Raw genomic sequence first — 18,256 nt, 5'->3', positions numbered from 1 at the left:
GTTCGCATCGGGAAAATGCAGCACTGCACACCGCTTCGCCACCCGGTTGCCTACGGGGTGCAAAGCTTTCCAATTGTTTAGGATTCCCAGCCGATAGTGCTGTTTACACTGGAACTTGGCGTGTATTATACAACAGCGCCGGGAACTTGTTGCTGGCGCTTAAGTCGTTCCTTTGGGCATACAAGCCGATACAAATAGATATGAAAAAGTCACGGCCGATCCTGTGGATTGTCATCATCGCAGCTGTGGCCGGTGGCGGCTATTACGGCTGGCAGCGTTTCTCGGCGGCTGAGGCCGGGAAAGCCCAGACCGCGCAGAAGGGCCCGCCGCGGGCGCCCGCCGTCCCCGTCAGCGTTGCGCCGGTCCAGAAGGCGGACTTCCCGGTCTACCTGACCGGCCTCGGCACGGTGCAAGGCTTCAACACCGTACAAGTCCGGACCCGGGTGGACGGCCAGATCGACAAGATCGCGTTCACCGAAGGTCAAATGGTCAACCAAGGCGATCTCCTCGTCGAGATCGATCCGCGCCCGTTCCAGGCCGCCCTCGATCAGGCCAAGGCCAAAAAATCGCAGGACGAGGCCAATCTCGCCAACGCCAATCTCGATCTGCAGCGCTACACCAAGCTCGGCGAATTCGCGACGCGGCAACAGACCGATACGCAACGCTCCACCGTTGCCCAGCTCACCGCCCAGATCGCCGCCGACGAAGCCGCGATCGCCAACGCCCAGACCCAGCTCGACTACACCCAGGTCAAGTCGCCGATCACCGGCGTCGCCGGCCTGCGCCAGGTCGACCTCGGCAACATCGTCAACGCCTCGAGCCAGACCGGCGTCGTCACCATCGCCCAGGTCGAGCCGATCACGGTGATCTTCACCGCACCGGAAGACCAGCTGCCTTATATCAGCGAGGGCCAGAAGTCCGGCGAGCTCAAGGTGATCGCGTTCACCACCGACGGCAAGAAGACGCTGGCCGAGGGCAAGCTCGCCGTCATCAACAACCAGGTTGATACGACCAGCGGGACTATTCGGCTCAAGGCGGTGTTCGACAACAAGGAACACACGCTGTGGCCGGGGCAATCGGTGTCGACACGCCTGTTGGTGCGGACCCTGAAGGATGCGACCATCGTCCCCGATGACGCGGTGCTGCATTCAACCAACGGCCTCTACGCCTATACCGTCGGCCAGGACAACAAGGCCGAGGCACGCAAGATCAAGGTAAACTACTCCATCGACGGACGTTCGGTCGTCGAGGAAGGTTTGAGCCCCGGTCAGCAAGTCATCACCGGCGGTCAGTATAAGGTGCAGCCCGGCAGCCTCGTTTCGACGGCCGTGGCGAGTTCGGATCCGGTTCAGAAAAGCAAGGTTCAGCAGGAATGACCGAAGGCGGGATTTCGGCACCTTTCATCCGTTATCCCATCGGCACATCGTTGCTGATGGCCGGCATTCTTTTTGTCGGTCTCGTCGCCTATCCGCTGCTGCCGGTCGCACCGCTGCCGCAGGTGGACTTCCCGACCATCCAGATCACGGCCAATCTGCCGGGCGGCAGCCCGGAGACGATGGCCTCGTCGGTCGCGCAGCCGCTGGAGCGCCAGTTCGCCCAGATTCCCGGCATCGCGCAGATGACCTCGACGAGCTATCTGGGCACGGCGTCGATCACCATCCAGTTCGACCTCAACCGCAGCATCGACGGCGCCGCCAATGACGTGCAGGGCGCCATCAACGCCGCCAGCGGCCAGTTGCCGAAGAACCTGCCCTCGCCGCCGACCTACCGCAAGGTGAACCCGGCGGACTCGCCGATCCTGCTGCTGTCGGCGACGTCGGACACGCTGCCGCTGACCACCGTCAGCGATTCGATTGACGCCCAGCTCGCCCAGCAGATCAGCCAGATCTCCGGCGTGGCGCAGGTGTTCATCGGCGGCCAGCAGAAGCCCTCGGTTCGCGTCCAGATCGATCCGGCGAAACTCGTGGCCAAGGGCCTGTCGCTCGAGGATGTGCGCAGCGCGATCGGCATCACCACTGTCGACAGCCCCAAGGGCAATATCGACGGTGAGAAGCGCGCCTACACGATCTACGCCAACGACCAATTGTTGCAGTCCAAGGACTGGAACGACGTCATTATCGCCTACCGCAACGGCGGTCCCCTGCGGATCAAGGACATCGGTCAGGCGGTGACCGGTCCTGAAGACGCCAAGCAGGCGGCCTGGGCCAACGGCAAACGCGGCGTGTTCCTGGTCGTGTTCAAGCAGCCCGGCGCCAACGTCATCGAGACCGTCGACCGGATCAAGGCGACCCTGCCCCGCCTCGTCGCGGCGATCCCGCCCGCCGTCAAGATCGAGGTCATCAGTGACCGCACCACCACCATCCGCGCCGCGGTCGAGGACGTGCAGTTCACGCTGCTCCTGACCATTGCGCTGGTGGTCATGGTCATCTTCGTCTTCCTGCGCAGCTTCTGGGCAACGGTGATTCCGACCATCACGGTTCCACTGGCGCTGTTAGGCGCCTGTGCGCTGATGTGGGTGTTCGGCTATTCGCTCGACAATCTGTCGCTGATGGCCCTCACCATCGCGGTCGGCTTCGTCGTCGACGACGCCATCGTGATGCTCGAGAACATCACGCGCTACATCGAGGAAGGCGAGAAGCCGCTCGCCGCCGCCTTCAGGGGTTCCAAGGAAATCGGCTTCACCATCGTGTCGATCTCGATCTCGCTGGTCGCGGTGCTGATCCCGCTGCTGCTGATGGGCGGCATCATCGGACGCCTGTTCCGCGAGTTCGCGGTCGTGCTGGCGATGACGATCTTCGTCTCGATGTTCGTGTCGCTGACCCTGACCCCGATGATGGCCTCGCGCTTCCTGCGTTCCCACAGCGAGGTCACCCACGGCAAGTTCTACCAGTGGAGCGAGAACGCGTTCGACGCTCTGCTGCGCGGGTATGAATACGTGCTCGACCACGCCATGGCCTGGCGGCGCACCACGCTCGTCATCTTCTTCGCCACGCTCGGTCTGTCGGTCTATCTCTTCATCCTGATCCCGAAGGGCTTCTTCCCGCAACAGGACGTCGGCCTGATCACCGCGACCTCGGAAGCCTCCCAGGACATCTCCTTCGCCGAAATGCAGCGCCGTCAGGTCGAGCTCGGCAAGATCGTGATGGAGGATCACGATATCGCATCGGTGGCAATGAACATCGGTGGCAGCGGCCGCGCCGGCAATAACGGCAACATGTTCATCACGCTGAAGCCGCGCAACGAGCGCGACGCATCTGCGCAACAGATCATCGCGCGGCTGCGTCCCAAGCTCGAGAAGGTGTCCGGCGCCCGCCTTTATATGCAGGCGGCCCAGGACGTCCGCCTCGGTGGCCGTCCGACACGTACGCAGTTCGAGTTCACCCTGCAGGACGCCGATCTCGGCGAGCTCAATTCGTGGGCGCCGAAGATCCTCGCCAAGATGCAGACGCTGCCGGAGTTGCGCGACGTCGCGACCGACCAGCAGACCCAGGGCACCACGGTCCAGCTCAAGATCAACCGCGACACCGCCTCGCGCTACGGCATCCAGCCGCAGCTGATCGACGACACGCTGTATGATGCGTTCGGCCAGCGCCAGGTCGCTCAGTACTTCACGCAGCTCAACAGCTATCACGTGATCCTGGAAATCCTGCCGGAGATGCAGGGCAATCTGGATTCGCTGAACAAGCTCTATCTGAAATCGCCGCTGACCGGCGACCAGGTGCCGCTGTCGACCTTTGCGACCTGGACCACCGATCCGGTCCGGTCGCTCTCGATCAGCCATCAGGGCCAGTTCCCGGCGATCACGATCAGCTTCAACCTCGCGCAGGGCGTTGCGCTCGGCCAGGCTACCGAAGCCGTCCAGAAGGCGATGGCCGACATGGGCGCGCCGGCAACGCTGAATTCGAGCTTCCAGGGCACGGCGCAGGCGTTCCAGCAATCGCTCGGCACCGTTCCGCTCCTGATCCTCGCGGCGCTGGTCGTGGTCTATCTGATCCTCGGCATCCTCTACGAGAGCTACATCCACCCGATCACGATTCTGTCGACCCTGCCCTCGGCCGGCGTCGGTGCGCTCGCGATCCTGATGGCGGCCGGCTTCGAGTTCAGCCTCATTGCCTTGATCGGCGTCATCCTGCTGATCGGCATCGTGAAGAAGAACGGCATCATGATGGTCGACTTCGCCATCGCCGCCGAACGCGACGGCAAGACGCCGGAGCAATCGATCCGCCAGGCCGCGCTGCTGCGCTTCCGCCCGATCATGATGACCACGATGGCCGCACTTCTCGGCGGCGTGCCGCTGATGCTCGGCCACGGCACCGGCGCCGAGATCCGCCAGCCGCTCGGCTACGCCATGGTCGGCGGCCTCATCGTCAGCCAGGCGCTGACGCTGTTCACCACGCCGGTCGTCTACCTCTATCTCGACAAGTTCTCGAACCTGTTCAAGAGCCACTCGGCCGAGGACGAAGGGCACGAGGCGACCGGGCACGGCACCGTCAAGGAAGCCGCCGAGTAAGCTTGCGCCGCGGCTTCCGCGACGCTACAGCGAGGCCCTCGGTTCACGCCAACGCGGTCTCGCCATGCCCATGCAATCCAGACTTGTCGCTCTCGCCGCCGCTGCCCTGTTGTCCACGGGTGCCGCGTATGCCCAGCAGGGCGCCAAGAAGAACGCAGCGTCCCCAACCCCGGCCGCGCAGGCGGCGCCCTCGCCCGCACCGACCCAGCCGCAGGCCGCTGAAGGCGCTCCGGCGCAGCCCGGCTGGATCGCACGCTGCACCAGCGCGAGCCGCGACGCGCCGCTCGAATGCGCGATCGAGCAGAACGCGGTCCTGACCAAGACCGGCCAGACCATCGTCCTGATCAACATCCGCATCGCGCCCGATACCCGCACGCCGGTCGCCTTGCTCCAACTGCCGCTCGGCCTCAACCTGCCGGTCGGCGCCAAGCTTCAGGTCGACGAGGGCAAGGCGGTCGATCTCCAGATCCAGACCTGCGAGAACCGCGGCTGCTACGCCTCGACGCCGATCGCACCCGACCTGCTCGCGAGCCTGAAGTCGGGCAAGCAATTGAAGGTCTCCTTCCAGAACATGGCGAAGGAAACGATCGCGATCCCGATGCCGCTGAACGACTTTGCGGCCGCTTACGACAAGATCAAGTAGGTCCGCAGACGTCGGTGGCTTGCACCGGGCGGCTTCCCGAGCCGCCCGTGCTGGATTACGCTGGTGCCGCAGCCGGGTGTTCCGGCAACGGCGGTGGAGCATGACGCGAGAAAAGTCGGGCCTCGATCGGCTTGCTGTCTTGATCACCATCTTTGGTGTGATCGGCGCCGCCACACGCGCTCAGGCCCAATTGCAGTCGCCGCCGACGCCAACGGCCGAGCCGACCGTCCATGATGCGAGGGTGCGGCCACGCAACGACCAGACCGACGGCAATTTCTCGCAGACGCCCAATGCCGGCAAATCGTCGTCCACCTCCGATGTGAAGCGCATTCGCACGACGCGCGAACGCAACACGGACGCCCCTTTCGCGATTGGACCGCTGCAACCGCCCCCAGCCAAGCCGTAGCGACCCGTCTGCGGCGTCGCGCTTACTGCCGCGCCATCTGCGCATTGCCGACGGCCTCGCCGTCGAGCGTCTGGTCGTTGTGCATGGTGACGGTGACGCGCAGCAGTTTTCCCTCAAACTCGAACGGCGCCTCGTAGTGCGACACCGGGCTGCCGCGGTCGCGGCCGATGTCGAGGCCCGACCACGAGATCAGCGTATGGAAGCCGAGCTGGGTCTGCAGCGAGCCGGCCTTCTCGCCGTCGATCAACAGCGTGTAGTCGGTGACACCGGTGCGCGAGCCCTTGGCGGGCGGCTCCGTGCGGACGAGACGCTCGACATGAACGCCCAGCCGACGCGCACCGGAGCGAACCTGGCGGTCGGAGCGCACGATCTGATGGCTGCCGCCGATGTTGAGGTCGTGCACGAGATGGCCGTCCTTGACATAAAGGCTGTAGCCCGACGTCGCATCGCCATGCGAGATCAGCACGCCATCGGCGCCCGCGTCGCCGATCTCGACATGCGCCTCGATCGTGTAGCTGCGGCTGCGCACATCGGGCGCGACGTCGGTCGGCACGTGGCCCATGCCGTGGTGGAAGACGAAATGGTGGCGCGCGCCGTGGAAGCGCGCGGCGTTCTCGGCAAAGCGCGGCCCGAAACGGTCGTCGAGCGGCAGCACGTCATGCTTCTCGGCCTCGTCCCACCATGTCGCGATCATCTGCGCCAGCCGCTCAGGCTCTTTCGTCGCAAGATCGTCCGTCTCGGAGAAATCGCGGTCGAGATGGAACAGCTCCCATTTGTCTTTCTCGAACGGCGTGCCGGGCGGATGGTAGGCGACCGCCTTCCAGCCGCCTTGCCAGAGCCCGCGATGACCGAACATCTCGAAATATTGCGGCGAGCGTTTTGAAGGCGCGGACGCATCCGTGATCGAGCGCGCAAAGCTCTCGCCTTCGAGCGGCATCTGCGGGCAGCCGGCGATCTCGGATGGCGCGCCGACCCCGATCAACTCGAGCAGCGTCGGTGTCAGGTCGCAGGCGTGCACGAACTGGTGCCGCAGCTCGCCTTTGGCTGCAATCCGTTTCGGCCAGTTGATGACGAAGGGATCGCGGATGCCGCCACCATGGGTGTTCTGCTTGTAGCGGCGCAGCGGCGTGTTGGAGGCCATGGCCCAGCCATGGGGGAAATTGCTGTGGGTGTCGGGTCCGCCGATCTCGTCGATGCGGGCGAGCTTCTCGGGAATCGGCTCCGGCTTGAAATTGAACGGTCCCATCGCGTTGACGAAACCGAGCGGGCCGCCCTCCTGGCTCGCGCCGTTGTCGGACATCACGATGATGACCGTGTTGTCGCGAATGTCAGCCGTCTCCAGGAATGAAACAAGGCGCGCGAGATGTCGGTCGGAATGGTCAAGCATGCCGGCGAAGGCCGCCTGTAGCCGCGTGAACACACGACGCTCGTCTGTGGAGTGATCCTCCCAGGCCTTCACGCCGTCGTTGCGATCAGGCATCCGCGTCTCCTGCGGCACCAGTCCCATCGCCTTCTGGCGCGCCAGCCGCCGCTCGCGCTCGACATCCCAGCCGTGCACGAATTCGGGATCGTAGCTGCGGATGATGTCGGCCGGCGCCTGGTGCGGCGCATGGCAGGCGCCGAGTGCGACCCAGGTGAGCCAGGGGATATCGGGTCGGTCGGCATGGTGATCGCCGATGAAGCGGATCGCCTGGTCGATCAGGTCCTCGGTCAGATGATAGCCGTCGGCGTAGGTGCCGGGAGGATCGATGTGCGTGTTGTCGGAGACGAGCTCGGGCGCGTATTGGTCGGTCTCGGCGTCGAGGAAGCCGTAGAAGCGGTCGAAGCCGCGCCCGAGCGGCCAGCCGTCGAATGGGCCGGTCGCCCCGCTCTCGGTCAGCGGCGTGACGTGCCATTTGCCGACCATGTAATTGCGATAGCCGTGCACGCGCAGCATTTCGGCCAGCGTCCCCGCCTCGCGCGCGATCTTGCCGCGATAGCCGGGATAACCGGAGTCGAAATTGGCGAGGCACCCGACGCCGACCGAATGATGGTTGCGCCCGGTGAGCAGCGCGGCGCGCGTCGTCGAGCACATCGCGGTGGTGTGAAAGCCCGAGTAGCGCAGCCCCTCCGCAGCGAGCCGATCGATGGTCGGCGTCTTGATGCTCGAGCCGTAGCAGCCGAAATCGGAGAAGCCGACATCGTCGAACAGCACGACGAGAATGTTCGGCGCGCCCGCGGGCGGCTTCACGGCCTCCGGCCACCAGGGTTTCGACTCCGCAACCGTCTTGCCGACGGTGCCGCGAAACGGCGTGCCACTGCCTGCGCTCATCTGTTGCTCCCTGTCCCGGCCGTCGCGGTTGACCCGCGGCTCGTCTCAATCTAAATTATAATCAGAATTATGATTACGATTTTGGGTGGATGCAAGCACGAACGCGACCATTTTCCGAGGCGCCTGGCTCCCGCGATTTCGACCTGCCGGGCGTCGCCCCGTCACGCCAGAGACGCAGCCGCGAGACGACGCTGGCGCTGCTGCGGGCCGGCGCCGATATGCTGCGGACGCGAAGCCTGGCCGAGCTCTCGATCGAGGCGCTCTGCACTGAAGTCGACGCCACGGTCGGCGCCTTCTACAGCCGCTTCGAGAGCAAGGAGGCCTATTTCAACGCGCTGATGGCGCTCGCCGCACGCGACGGCGAGCAGCGGCTCGGCGAAATCAGGCGGCCGTCGCCCGAGACCAATCTCGACAAGCTCTGCCATATCGTCGTCAGCGGCATCATCGCCTGGATGCGCCACCACGAAGGCGTGCTCCGTGCAGCGCTCCAGCACGACGACACCCGTCCGGACAAATGGACGCCGTTCAAGGCACTGGCCAAGGCCACCACCGCGCGTGCCACCCCTCTCCTGCTGCCGGCCATGGGCAAGGGCCGCGCGGCCGCCAAGACCCGCGCCATCGCGTTCGGCTTCCAGGTGGTGCTGGGCACGCTGGTGAACGCGATCCTCAACGATCCCGGACCGCTGTCGCTTCGGTCGAAAGAGATGGAGACGCGGCTTGCAGGCTGCCTGTTGCTGCTGCTGCAGGCAGAGATCGATCAGTCCACGCCCAAATAGGCCTTCTGGACCTGCGGGTCCTCGGCCAATGCCGCGGCGGTACCGGACAGCACGCTCTTGCCGACCTGGAGGACGGTGGCGAAGTCGGAGACTTCCAGTGCGAGCTCGATCGATTGCTCGGCGAGCAGGATGGTCAGGCCCTCGCGATGCAGGCGACCAAACGTTTCGTACATGGACTCGACCACCGCCGGCGCAAGGCCAAGCGATGGCTCGTCCAGCATCAACGGCTTCGGGTCGCTCATCAGCGCCCGGCCGACCGCGAGCATCTGCCGCTCGCCGCCGGACATGGTGCCGGCTCGCTGGTTGCGGCGTTCCTTCAGCCGCGGGAAGATCTCGTAGACGCGCTCGAGCAGTTCGGTCTGGCGCGATCTGTCATGCAGCGGCGTCGCGCCGAGCATGAGGTTGTTCTCGACGCTCTGCTGCACGAACAGCCGCCAGCCCTCCGGCGACAGCGCCAGCCCCTTGCGCACGATCGCAAAGGCCCTCTGGCCGGCGATCTCCTCGCCGCGAAAGCTGATCGTGCCGGAATGCACGGGGATAAGGCCGGCGATCGCGTTCAGCGTCGTGGTCTTGCCGCCGCCATTGGAGCCGAGCAGCGCGACGACGCTGCCCTCAGGCACCTCCAGTGACACGTCGGAGACGCCGATGAGGTCGCCATAGCGCACCTCGAGGTGCTCGATCCTGAGCAACGGTCCGCTCATAGGTCCGGCCCGCCCAACAGCTCGACCGGCGTGTGGCCGGCGGCCGCCTTCGCCGCGCGTTTGCCGAGATAGGCCTCAATCACAGCCGGGTTCGAGGTGACCTCGCGCGGCGAGCCGCGGGCAATCTCCTTGCCCTGGTGAAACACCATCACCCGGCTGGCGAGCGACATGATCACTTCCATGATGTGCTCGACGATGACGAGCGTGACGCCGGAACGATGGATGTCGCGGACGAGATCGATCGCAAGCTTCACCTCATGGGCGTTGAGGCCAGCCATGGCCTCATCGAGCAGCAGCACCTTTGGCTCGGTCGCAAGAGCGCGGGCGATCTCCAGCCGCTTGCGGCCGGGCGTGCCGAGCGAGCGCGCCGGCGCATCCGCAAGCCGGCTCATGCCCACGCGTTCCAGCACGGCGCGCGCCTTGGTCTCGGCTTCCTTGCGCTGCGCGGTGCGCAGGAATGCACCGATCATGACGTTTTCCAGGACGGTCATGCCTTCAAAGGTCTGCGGCACCTGGAAGGTGCGGGCAAGCCCGAGCCCGGCACGCAGCTCCGGCGTGGAGTCGGTGATATCGCGCCCTTCGAACAGGACTCGGCCGGAAGTGGTCTTGAGATCGCCGGTCAGGCAATTGAAGAAGGTCGACTTGCCCGCGCCGTTCGGGCCGATCAGGCCGAGAATATCGCCCTGCTCCAGCGTCACGGAGGCGTCATCCACCGCCTTGAAGCTGCCGAACGCTTTTGTGATTCCGCGTGCCTCAAGGAGCATGGCTGGCTCCCGTGTCGGATGTTGGCTTCCTGCGCCGCGTGAACAGGCTGAGCAAACCACCGGGCTGGAAACGTGCGATCAGCACGATGATCGCGCCATAGACCACGAAGGTGAGGCCTGCCCCCTTGCCGCCGAGCCAGCTGTTGGAGATCTCTTCCAGCGGCACCAGGATCGCCGCGCCCACCAATGGCCCGAACAGCAGCCCTGCCCCGCCGAGCGCTGCCATGATCAGGATTTTCACCGAGATCAGGATTCCGAGGCCTGACTCTGGATCGACAAAGCCGAACATCATCGCATAGAGCGCGCCGGCGACGCTGGTGAATGCCGCGCTCAGCATATAGGCGTAAAGCTTGGTGCGGCTGGCGGGTGCACCGAGCGAGCGCGCGGCGCGTTCGGAATCCTTGATTGCGCGTAGATAAAATCCCATCCGGCTGTTGGTCATCCACCAGGTGATGAACAGCGTGATCGCGAGGATGACGAGGAAGAGATAGTAATATGGCAGAGACGACAGGAACGAGAGATCGAAGATGTTGCGCGGCACGGTCGGGCCCGAGAGGCCGACCGCCGCCCCCAGCCAATCGGTGTTGGTGACGATCAATCGCACGGTCTCGGCGACGGCGATCGTCGCCATGCTGAAGTAATGGCCCGACAGCCGTAGCGTCGGCACGCCGATAATCGCGGCAAGCGCGACCGCGATGACAATGCCGCCCGGAATCCCGAGCAACGGCGACAATCCGAACTTGGCGTAGGACCCCATCGCGGCATAGGCCCCGCAGCCGAAGAACACGACATGGCCGACCGAGACCTGGCCGGCATAGCCACCGACGATGTTCCAGGCCGACGCCGCGATCGCGTAGAGCAGCACCAGCGCGCCAAGGCGCTGCTGGAACGGCGAAGACAACAGCAGTGGATAGGCGATCGCAACCGCGACGACGACCGAGAGCCAGATCAGGCGCCGCATCACATCTTCCCCATCAGGCCCTGCGGCCGGAACCAGAGGAAGAACAGGAACAGGACATAGACGACGATGTCCTTGTACACCGCACCGATCAGATAGCCGGACAGTGACTCGATCACGCCGATCAACAGGCCCGCAACCAGCGCGCCGGGCACGCTGCCGAAACCGCCAAGCGAGACCGTGACGAAGGCGACAATGCCAAGCGTCTCGCCGACGGTCGGCACGATGTAGAAGAAGTTCGCGATCAGCGCGCCGGCAAGGCCGGTGGCGCCGGCCGCGATCGCCCAGGCGATCGCCTGCATGGTGTCGGGCCTGATCCCCATCAGCTGCGCCGCGGTCTGATCCTCCGCCACCGCCAGCATTTTCGAGCCGAGCGAGGTGCGGGTCAGCAACAGATGCAGGCCGAGCGTCACCAGCAGCGCGACCACACCGGCCAGCAGCCGCGAGGCCTCGATGCGCAGGCCCGCAAACGCATAGGTGCCGCCGACGATGTTCGGCGGCATCGACAGGAAGTTGGCGCCGAACCACCAGAACACGGAATAGCGCAGCAGCAGCGCGAGGCCGAAGGTACCGAGGATCTGCGCCAGCATCGGCCCCTTCATGATGTCGCGGATCAGGGCGAAGTAGACGACGACGCCGACGGTTGCGAGCACCAGCGTTGCAAGCGGCGCACCCAGGATCGGCCCGCCGCCCATCAGGGTGTAGACGACATAGGCGACATACATCCCGAGCATGACGAAATCGCCATGCGCGAAATTGACGATGTTCATCATGCCCCACACCAGCGTGAGGCCCGAGGAAAACAGGGCGTAGACGGCGCCAAGCAGAAGCCCGCCGACAATCACCTGCACGAGGACAAAGGACATGAGCCGCGTTGCTCTGATCAAATCAGTTTGGGAAAGGCGGGACGCGCGGCCCCGCCTTCAACAATTTCACCAGCCCTTGTACGGCAGCACGGGCGGCTTCTCGGCGTTGGTCTTCGGCCACACCGAGACGTAGTTCTCACCGTCCTGAAGCTGGATGATCGCGCCGGACGCCAGGATGTTCTGGCCCTTGTCGTCGAACTTCACGCCCTTGTAGCCGATCATGAGCTGGTCGGCCTTCAGCTCCGTCGCCTTCAACGCGGCCTGCACCTTGGCCGGATCGGTCGCGCCGGCGCGATCGATGGCGTCGGCGAGCACGAAGAAGCCCTGCATCTGGCGGGCGACCGTGTCGTCCATCTCCTCGCCGCTCTTCTTCTTGTACATGTCGGCGATGACGGCCGACGCCGAGCCCGGCGGTCCGACGACCCAGGACGAGCGGTTGAAGACGCCCTGCGAGATCTTGCCGACCGCCTTGATGAAGGACGGGTCGGAATAGCCGGCGTCGTCGGCGAGCAGGATCGCCGGCTTGTAGTCGAGCGACTGCATGGTCTTGGCGAACAGGATCGCATCCGACGTGTAGGAGATCATGATGATCACGTCGGGCTTCTTGTCCTTGAGCTGGAGCACCTGGCCCTGCACGTCGGTGGCATTGACGGGATAGGCGACGTCGAGCGCGACCGGCTGGCCCTTCTCCTTGAAGGCGGCGCTGATCGTATTGGCGACCGAGGTGCCGTATTCGGTGTTGTCGTGGACCAGCGCGATCGCGTCGGTCTTGGCGCCGGTGGCCTTCATGTCGGCAAGGAAATCAACGTAGATCTTGGCGAAATCCGTCGCGATCGGCGTGGTCCGGAAGAACCATTTGAAGCCCCGCTCGGTGAGATTGGCGGCTACCGATTCCGAATTGAGGAAGGGAATGCCGTATTTCTCGGCGATGGCGCTCGATGTCAGCGTCACGCCGGACTGATACGAGCCGAACACGGCCGCGACCTTGTCTTCCGTGATCAGGCGCAGCGCCTGGTTCTGTCCCGTCGCCGGGTTGCCCTGGTTGTCGGCGAAGACCGCCTCGATCTTGGCGCCGCCGAGGCCGGCAAGGCCGGCGTTCTTGGCCAGCGGCAGATTGCCGAGCTCGGGATGTGCGTTGTTGATGATGTCCATGGCGACTTCGATGGCCGCCTTGGCATGCGCGCCGATCGAGGCGGTGCCGCCGGACATCGGCATGATGACGCCGATCTTGACCACCTTGTCCTCGGCGCGCACGCCGGCCGCGAGCACAAGGGACATCGCGGCCGCGCAAAGCAGCCCCGTGACGTGCTTCAATGTCATGAAATCAGACCTCCCAAAGGGTTTCCCCAACCAAGGTTTTTTGGAAGCTGTGGCGGGCGCCCGCTTCCGTTTGATTATTCCTGGCGGCGAGAGGATGGCATGCCAGCGGAGTACCGGCAAGGTGAAACGGATTGCGACGATGTTGCACAAGGAAGCACCGATGACGCGGGCCCGGGAGGCGCGCGCAACCGCTGCGGCGCGCTTGCTGCCTAGGTGAGCCCGGCCTCCTTCAAGCTCGTCTTCAGATGGGCGATCCCCTTCCTGGCATAGGTCAGCGGGTGCGCCTTCCGCGGATCCTGCTCCGCCTCAACGACAACCCAACCGGAATAGCCCGGCAGCTCGCGGAACACGGAGGGGTAATCGACCATGCCGTCGCCGGGGACTGTGTAGACGCCGAGCTCGCTGCCCTGCCCCAGCACCGCGTCGAGAAAACTCCAATCCTCGCGGCGCGCCTGCTCCATCACCGCCCGGCGCACGTCCTTGGCGTGGACATGGCTGATCCGGGTGCGATAACGCCGGGCCAGCGCGGCCGGGTCGGCGCCGCCCCACGTGGCGTGACCGGTGTCGAGCAGGAGATGAGCAGCATCACCAGTCGCCGCCATGAAGGCATCGATATCATCGGCGCTTTCCACGATCGTGCCCATGTGATGATGGTAGACCAGCCTGACGCCCTCGGCGAGCGTACGCTCCGCGACATCCGTCATGCGGCGGCCGAACTTCGCCCAGTCGCCCGCCTTCATGACCGGACGCTGCGATAGCGGCTTGCTGCGATCGCCATGGATCGCATTCGAGGTCTCGGCGAAGACCAACACGGTCGATCCCATCGCCTTCAGCAGATCGAGATGCGGACGCAGGTGCCGCATCTCCTCATCGGCATCGCGCCGCAGAAGTTCGGCCGAATACCAGCCGGAGATGCAGGCCATGCCGAACGGCGCGAGCGCAGCCTTCAGCGTCTGCGGCTCGCGCGGAAATTTGTGACCCAGCTCCATGCCCTCGAAGCCCGCCTCACGCGCTTCGGCGAGGCAGGTCTCGAGCGACGTCTCGCCGCCTATCTCCTGCAGATCGTCGTTCGACCAGCCGATGGGGTTGGCGCCGATACGGATAGGCATGTCGTCCTCGCTTGATCAGTATTTGCGGCGCACGAGCGCCTCGACATAGTTGCGCCTTGCGGCTTCGACCTCGGTGCGTCCCGAAACCTCCGGCACCGCCACGTCCCACCAATGGCCGCCGGCATCGGTCGAGGGCATCGGGTCGGTGTCGATCACGATGATGCTGGTCCGATCATGGCGGCGCGCCTCGTCGAAGGCCGCTTCCAACTCACCAATGCTCGCGACCTTGCGCGCGTTCGCCCCCATCGCGGCGGCGTGGGCGGCGAAATCGATCGCGGGCAGCGTCTCGTGACGGGCGTCGCGCAGGAGGTTGTTGAAGGGGGCACCGCCGGTCGCGTTCTGGAGCCGGTTGATGCAACCGAAGCCGCGGTTGTCGAGCACGACGATGATGAGCTTGACACCGAGCATCACCGACGTCGCGATCTCGGAGTTCATCATCAGATAAGAGCCGTCGCCGACCATCACGATGACGTCGCGCGCGGGATCGGCGAGCTTGACGCCAAGACCGCCGGCGATCTCGTAGCCCATGCAGGAATAGCCGTATTCCATGTGGTAGCCGCCGGGCGCGCTCGCCTGCCAGAGCTTGTGCAGCTCGCCAGGCAAGCCACCGGCCGCGCAAAGCACGACATCGCTGGGCCGGCTGCGGCGTTGAACGGCACCGATGACCTGCGCATCGCTCGGCAAGGTTTCGTTGCCGGCAGCTAGGTAGCGCGCTGCCGTTTCGAGCCAAGCCGTGCGGCCGCTTTTGGCCTGGCCGGTCCAACCGGCGGGCGCCGCCCAGCCCTGAAGTGCGGCGCCAAGCTCCGCCAGGCCGACCTTGGCATCGGCGACGAGTGGCTGCGCACGATATTTGCCGGCATCAAAGGGCTGCGTATTGAGACCGACGATCCGGCAGGCCGGGTCGGCGAAGAGCGAGCGCGAACCTGTGGTGAAATCCTGCAAGCGCGTGCCGATCGCAAGGACGAGATCGGCCTGCCGCGCCGCATCGTTGGCCGCGCCCGTGCCGGTCACGCCGATCGCGCCGAGATTGAGCGGATGGTCGTGAGGCAGCGCGCTCTTGCCGGCCTGCGTTTCCGCCACCGGGATGCCGTGCGCTGTGCAGAAGGCTGCGAGTTCGCCTTCCGCCTCGCTGTAGAGAACGCCACCGCCGGCGACGACGAGCGGGCGTTTCGCGGCTTTGAGCAGCGCTGCGGCCTGCGCCATTTGCGTCTCGTCGGCTCGCGCCCGGCGCGGCTGCCAGACGCGCTCGGCGAAGAACCAGTCGGGATAGTCGAAGGCTTCCGTCTGCACGTCCTGGCAGAGCGCGAGCGTCACGGGCCCGCATTCGGCAGGATCCGTCAGGACCTGCATCGCACGCTCGAAGGCGGGCATGATCTGCTCGGGCCGGGTGATGCGGTCGAAATAGCGCGAGACCGGCCGGAAGCAGTCATTGGCGGAGACAGTCCCGTCACCGAAATCCTCGATCTGCTGCAGCACGGGATCGGGGCGACGGCCGGCGAAGACATCGCCCGGCAGCAGTAACACCGGCAGGCGATTGACGTGAGCAACGGCTGCGGCCGTCACCATGTTGGTCGCGCCTGGCCCGATCGAGCTCGTGACCGCCATCATGCGCCGGCGGCGCGAGGCCTTGGCGAAGGCGATCGCGGCATGCGCCATCGCCTGCTCGTTGTGCGCACGTAAGGTCGGCAGACGGTCGCGCGCGGCATACAGCGCCTCGCCAAGACCCGCGACATTGCCATGCCCGAAGATCGCCCAGACACCGGCGAAGAGCGGCTGATCCTGCCCGTCGATCACCGTTCGCTGCGCAGCCATCGCGGCGACGAGCGCCTGCGCCATGGTCAGCCTGATCGTCGCCATTACTCGCTCCCACTCAACCGCGCCACCCGGCTTGGGCAAGCTGGCGGAAATTGTTCCATCATCGCGCCGACCGCGCCTTCGTCGTCATCCGATCTGACACGATGCCGTGACGCGGTTGACGACATCGAGAAGCGCACGCTCCGACCTTGACTAGGCGGCGCAGAGAATGGAATGCTTAATCCAATAGTCAAGCAAGACAAACAAAATATGCCACCCGAGGGAGCGCTTCCGTCTGAGACGGACATGATGATGACAATGCGGTTTGGACTTCTTGGCGCCGGCAGGATCGGGCGCATTCACGGCCTTAATGTCGCCGCGCGCGGCGATGCAAACCTCGTCGCGGTGGCCGACGCCTCGCGCGAGGCAGCGTCCTCGCTGGCGCAGGCTGCAGGCGCGAAAGCGGCCGACACCGACGCGATGCTGAGCGATTCCGGCATCGACGCTATCCTGATCTGCACGCCGACCGACACGCATGCCGACCTCATCGAGGCCGCCGTCTCGGCTGGCAAGGCTGTGTTCTGCGAGAAGCCGGTCGACCTCGATTCGGGACGCATTCGCCGCTGTCTCGCCACGGTCGAGAAGACAGGCAAGCCGCTGATGATCGGCTTCAATCGCCGCTTCGATCCGAACTTCGCGGCTTTGGAGAAGCGGCTACGCCAGGGCGAGGCCGGAGAGATCGAGATCGTCAACATCATTTCGCGCGATCCCGGACCGCCGCCGGTCGAGTATGTGAAACGCTCGGGCGGTCTCTTCCGCGACATGATGATCCACGATTTCGACATGGCGCGCTTCCTGCTGGCGGAGGAGCCGGTCGAGGTCTTCGCGCTCGGCTCGGCGCTGGTGGACAAGGCCATCGGTGAGGCCGGCGACGTCGATACCGCCGCGGTGCTGATGAAGACGGCGAGCGGACGCATCGCGCAGATCTCGAATTCGCGCCGCGCCACTTACGGCTACGACCAGCGCGTGGAGGTGCATGGCTCGAAGGGAATGCTGAGGGCCGGCAACATCCACGAGACAACCGTCGAGATCGCCACCGGCGCAGGCTTCCGCGCCGATCCGGTGCAGAACTTCTTCCTCGAACGCTATGCCGCCGCGTATCGCGTCGAACTCGCGGCCTTCATCGACGCTTGCGCCGGCAAGGCAGCGCCCTCTCCGACCGGTCTCGACGGACTGCGCGCCCAGATGCTGGCTGACGCCGCCACCGAATCGGCCCGGACTGGTCGCCCTGTCGCCATCGAGGCCGTCTGACCATGACCCCCGCCGAGCTCATGCTGCGGCGCTACGCGGCGCAGGGCCTCGTCGCCGAGGCGGGACGCATGGCGCTCGACTATTTCGGCCGCAAGGAAAGCCTCGGCGTCACGATGAAGGGGGCGCAGGATTGGCTCACCGTCGCCGACGGCGCCGTCGAGGATTTTTTGCGCGCACGGCTCAGAGAGCTTTTCCCTGGCGACACCGTGATCGGCGAGGAAGGCGGCGGCGAGGCCAGCGATGCGGTCTGGATCCTCGATCCGATCGACGGCACCTCGAACTTTGCGCGCGGCGATCGCAACTGGTGCATCTCCATGGGCTTCCTGCTGAACCGCGAGCCGACGATCGGCATCGTCGCGGCACCGGCGCTGGACGAGCTCTATGTCGCGCAACGTGGCCAGGGTGCGACGCTCAACGGGCAGCCGATCGCCGTCTCAGGCGCCGATGACATCCGCCGCGCTTATGTCGAACTGGGTTGGTCAGCCCGCATACCCTCGCAGCGCTATCTCGACATGATCGGCCGCGGTTATTCCGCCGGCTGCTCGATCAAGCGCGGGAGTTCAGGCACGCTGGGTCTCTGTCATGTCGCGAACGGGCGCACCGACGCCTATGCCGAGCTGCACATCAACGCCTGGGACGTCGCCGCCGGCATTGTGATCGTCGGCGAGGCCGGTGGCTGGGTCAACGACTTCTTCGCCGGAGACGGCATCAGCAAGGGCAATCCGATCCTGGGCTGTACGCCGGCGTTGGCGTCGCAGCTCAGCGACATCACGGGGATTTCCTAGCC

General features: G+C 65.2%; 15 protein-coding genes. 7 read left to right on the top strand and 8 right to left on the bottom strand.

Annotated elements, in window-relative coordinates; genetic code table 11:
* Positions 1-200: 200 nt before the first annotated feature.
* The 4 genes from NLM31_RS18975 to NLM31_RS18960 all read left to right on the top strand — a co-directional run bounded on the left by NLM31_RS18975 (position 201) and on the right by NLM31_RS18960 (position 5,559).
* Positions 201-1,376, top strand: coding sequence for an efflux RND transporter periplasmic adaptor subunit (locus NLM31_RS18975; protein WP_254193239.1), 1,176 nt, complete (start codon positions 201-203; stop codon positions 1,374-1,376).
* The gene (locus tag NLM31_RS18970; RefSeq protein ID WP_254193238.1) at positions 1,373-4,510 is read left to right on the top strand and encodes an efflux RND transporter permease subunit; all 3,138 of its coding nucleotides are present in this window, start codon (positions 1,373-1,375) and stop codon (positions 4,508-4,510) included. The genes NLM31_RS18975 and NLM31_RS18970 overlap by 4 nt, the downstream gene beginning before the upstream one ends.
* Positions 4,511-4,574: 64 nt before the next feature.
* Positions 4,575-5,153, top strand: a complete 579-nt coding sequence (locus NLM31_RS18965; protein WP_254193237.1) for an invasion associated locus B family protein — start codon at positions 4,575-4,577, stop codon at positions 5,151-5,153.
* A 100-nt stretch (positions 5,154-5,253) separates the two neighbouring features.
* Positions 5,254-5,559: a hypothetical protein gene (locus tag NLM31_RS18960; RefSeq protein WP_254193236.1), complete on the top strand. Its 306-nt coding sequence runs from the start codon at positions 5,254-5,256 to the stop codon at positions 5,557-5,559.
* Between the two features lie 22 nt (positions 5,560-5,581).
* Here the strand turns inward: NLM31_RS18960 and NLM31_RS18955 are convergent, their stop codons facing one another.
* Positions 5,582-7,870: an arylsulfatase gene (locus NLM31_RS18955; RefSeq protein ID WP_254193235.1), complete on the bottom strand. Its 2,289-nt coding sequence runs from the start codon at positions 7,868-7,870 to the stop codon at positions 5,582-5,584.
* A gap of 89 nt (positions 7,871-7,959) precedes the next feature.
* Between NLM31_RS18955 and NLM31_RS18950 the strand changes: the two genes are divergently transcribed.
* Complete coding sequence (locus tag NLM31_RS18950) at positions 7,960-8,646, top strand: TetR/AcrR family transcriptional regulator (protein WP_254193234.1); 687 nt, start codon at positions 7,960-7,962, stop codon at positions 8,644-8,646.
* Here NLM31_RS18950 and NLM31_RS18945 read toward each other — a convergent pair.
* The 7 genes from NLM31_RS18945 to iolD all read right to left on the bottom strand — a co-directional run bounded on the left by NLM31_RS18945 (position 8,628) and on the right by iolD (position 16,221).
* Complete coding sequence (locus NLM31_RS18945) at positions 8,628-9,347, bottom strand: ABC transporter ATP-binding protein (RefSeq protein ID WP_254193233.1); 720 nt, start codon at positions 9,345-9,347, stop codon at positions 8,628-8,630. The two genes, NLM31_RS18950 and NLM31_RS18945, sit on opposite strands and share 19 nt — an antisense overlap.
* Positions 9,344-10,111 carry an ABC transporter ATP-binding protein gene (locus NLM31_RS18940; protein ID WP_254193232.1) on the bottom strand — a complete coding sequence of 256 codons (768 nt, stop codon included), beginning with the start codon at positions 10,109-10,111 and terminating at the stop codon, positions 9,344-9,346. Before NLM31_RS18940 ends, NLM31_RS18945 begins: the two co-directional genes overlap by 4 nt.
* On the bottom strand, positions 10,101-11,072 hold the full coding sequence (locus NLM31_RS18935) for a branched-chain amino acid ABC transporter permease (protein WP_254193231.1): 972 nt from the start codon (positions 11,070-11,072) through the stop codon (positions 10,101-10,103). Before NLM31_RS18935 ends, NLM31_RS18940 begins: the two co-directional genes overlap by 11 nt.
* Positions 11,072-11,935: a branched-chain amino acid ABC transporter permease gene (locus NLM31_RS18930; RefSeq protein ID WP_254130808.1), complete on the bottom strand. Its 864-nt coding sequence runs from the start codon at positions 11,933-11,935 to the stop codon at positions 11,072-11,074. Before NLM31_RS18930 ends, NLM31_RS18935 begins: the two co-directional genes overlap by 1 nt.
* A 66-nt stretch (positions 11,936-12,001) precedes the next feature.
* Positions 12,002-13,255, bottom strand: coding sequence for an ABC transporter substrate-binding protein (locus NLM31_RS18925; RefSeq protein ID WP_254193230.1), 1,254 nt, complete (start codon positions 13,253-13,255; stop codon positions 12,002-12,004).
* A gap of 209 nt (positions 13,256-13,464) precedes the next feature.
* On the bottom strand, positions 13,465-14,364 hold the full coding sequence (iolE, locus tag NLM31_RS18920; protein WP_254193229.1) for a myo-inosose-2 dehydratase: 900 nt from the start codon (positions 14,362-14,364) through the stop codon (positions 13,465-13,467).
* A 15-nt stretch (positions 14,365-14,379) separates the two neighbouring features.
* Positions 14,380-16,221: a 3D-(3,5/4)-trihydroxycyclohexane-1,2-dione acylhydrolase (decyclizing) gene (iolD, locus tag NLM31_RS18915; protein WP_254193228.1), complete on the bottom strand. Its 1,842-nt coding sequence runs from the start codon at positions 16,219-16,221 to the stop codon at positions 14,380-14,382.
* Between the two features lie 246 nt (positions 16,222-16,467).
* On the opposite strand from iolD, the gene iolG reads away from it, so the two are divergent.
* The gene (iolG, locus tag NLM31_RS18910; RefSeq protein ID WP_254196229.1) at positions 16,468-17,469 is read left to right on the top strand and encodes an inositol 2-dehydrogenase; all 1,002 of its coding nucleotides are present in this window, start codon (positions 16,468-16,470) and stop codon (positions 17,467-17,469) included.
* Between the two features lie 2 nt (positions 17,470-17,471).
* A complete protein-coding gene (locus tag NLM31_RS18905; RefSeq protein WP_254193227.1) occupies positions 17,472-18,254 on the top strand; it encodes an inositol monophosphatase family protein in 783 nt (260 codons plus the stop codon).
* The last annotated feature ends 2 nt before the right edge of the window (positions 18,255-18,256 follow it).

Source organism: Bradyrhizobium sp. CCGUVB4N (genome assembly GCF_024199945.1).
Lineage (GTDB): Bacteria > Pseudomonadota > Alphaproteobacteria > Rhizobiales > Xanthobacteraceae > Bradyrhizobium.
Note: the sequence above shows the minus strand (reverse complement) of the source record. Positions and strands in the feature narration are given on the sequence as shown.

Coding starts and splice junctions, on each gene's coding strand:
- NLM31_RS18975 (WP_254193239.1), top strand. CDS start 201: ATGAAAAAGTCACGGCCGATCCTGTGGATTGTCATCATCGCAGCTGTG.
- NLM31_RS18970 (WP_254193238.1), top strand. CDS start 1,373: ATGACCGAAGGCGGGATTTCGGCACCTTTCATCCGTTATCCCATCGGC.
- NLM31_RS18965 (WP_254193237.1), top strand. CDS start 4,575: ATGCCCATGCAATCCAGACTTGTCGCTCTCGCCGCCGCTGCCCTGTTG.
- NLM31_RS18960 (WP_254193236.1), top strand. CDS start 5,254: ATGACGCGAGAAAAGTCGGGCCTCGATCGGCTTGCTGTCTTGATCACC.
- NLM31_RS18955 (WP_254193235.1), bottom strand. CDS start 7,870: ATGAGCGCAGGCAGTGGCACGCCGTTTCGCGGCACCGTCGGCAAGACG.
- NLM31_RS18950 (WP_254193234.1), top strand. CDS start 7,960: ATGCAAGCACGAACGCGACCATTTTCCGAGGCGCCTGGCTCCCGCGAT.
- NLM31_RS18945 (WP_254193233.1), bottom strand. CDS start 9,347: ATGAGCGGACCGTTGCTCAGGATCGAGCACCTCGAGGTGCGCTATGGC.
- NLM31_RS18940 (WP_254193232.1), bottom strand. CDS start 10,111: ATGCTCCTTGAGGCACGCGGAATCACAAAAGCGTTCGGCAGCTTCAAG.
- NLM31_RS18935 (WP_254193231.1), bottom strand. CDS start 11,072: ATGCGGCGCCTGATCTGGCTCTCGGTCGTCGTCGCGGTTGCGATCGCC.
- NLM31_RS18930 (WP_254130808.1), bottom strand. CDS start 11,935: ATGTCCTTTGTCCTCGTGCAGGTGATTGTCGGCGGGCTTCTGCTTGGC.
- NLM31_RS18925 (WP_254193230.1), bottom strand. CDS start 13,255: ATGACATTGAAGCACGTCACGGGGCTGCTTTGCGCGGCCGCGATGTCC.
- iolE (WP_254193229.1), bottom strand. CDS start 14,364: ATGCCTATCCGTATCGGCGCCAACCCCATCGGCTGGTCGAACGACGAT.
- iolD (WP_254193228.1), bottom strand. CDS start 16,221: ATGGCGACGATCAGGCTGACCATGGCGCAGGCGCTCGTCGCCGCGATG.
- iolG (WP_254196229.1), top strand. CDS start 16,468: ATGATGACAATGCGGTTTGGACTTCTTGGCGCCGGCAGGATCGGGCGC.
- NLM31_RS18905 (WP_254193227.1), top strand. CDS start 17,472: ATGACCCCCGCCGAGCTCATGCTGCGGCGCTACGCGGCGCAGGGCCTC.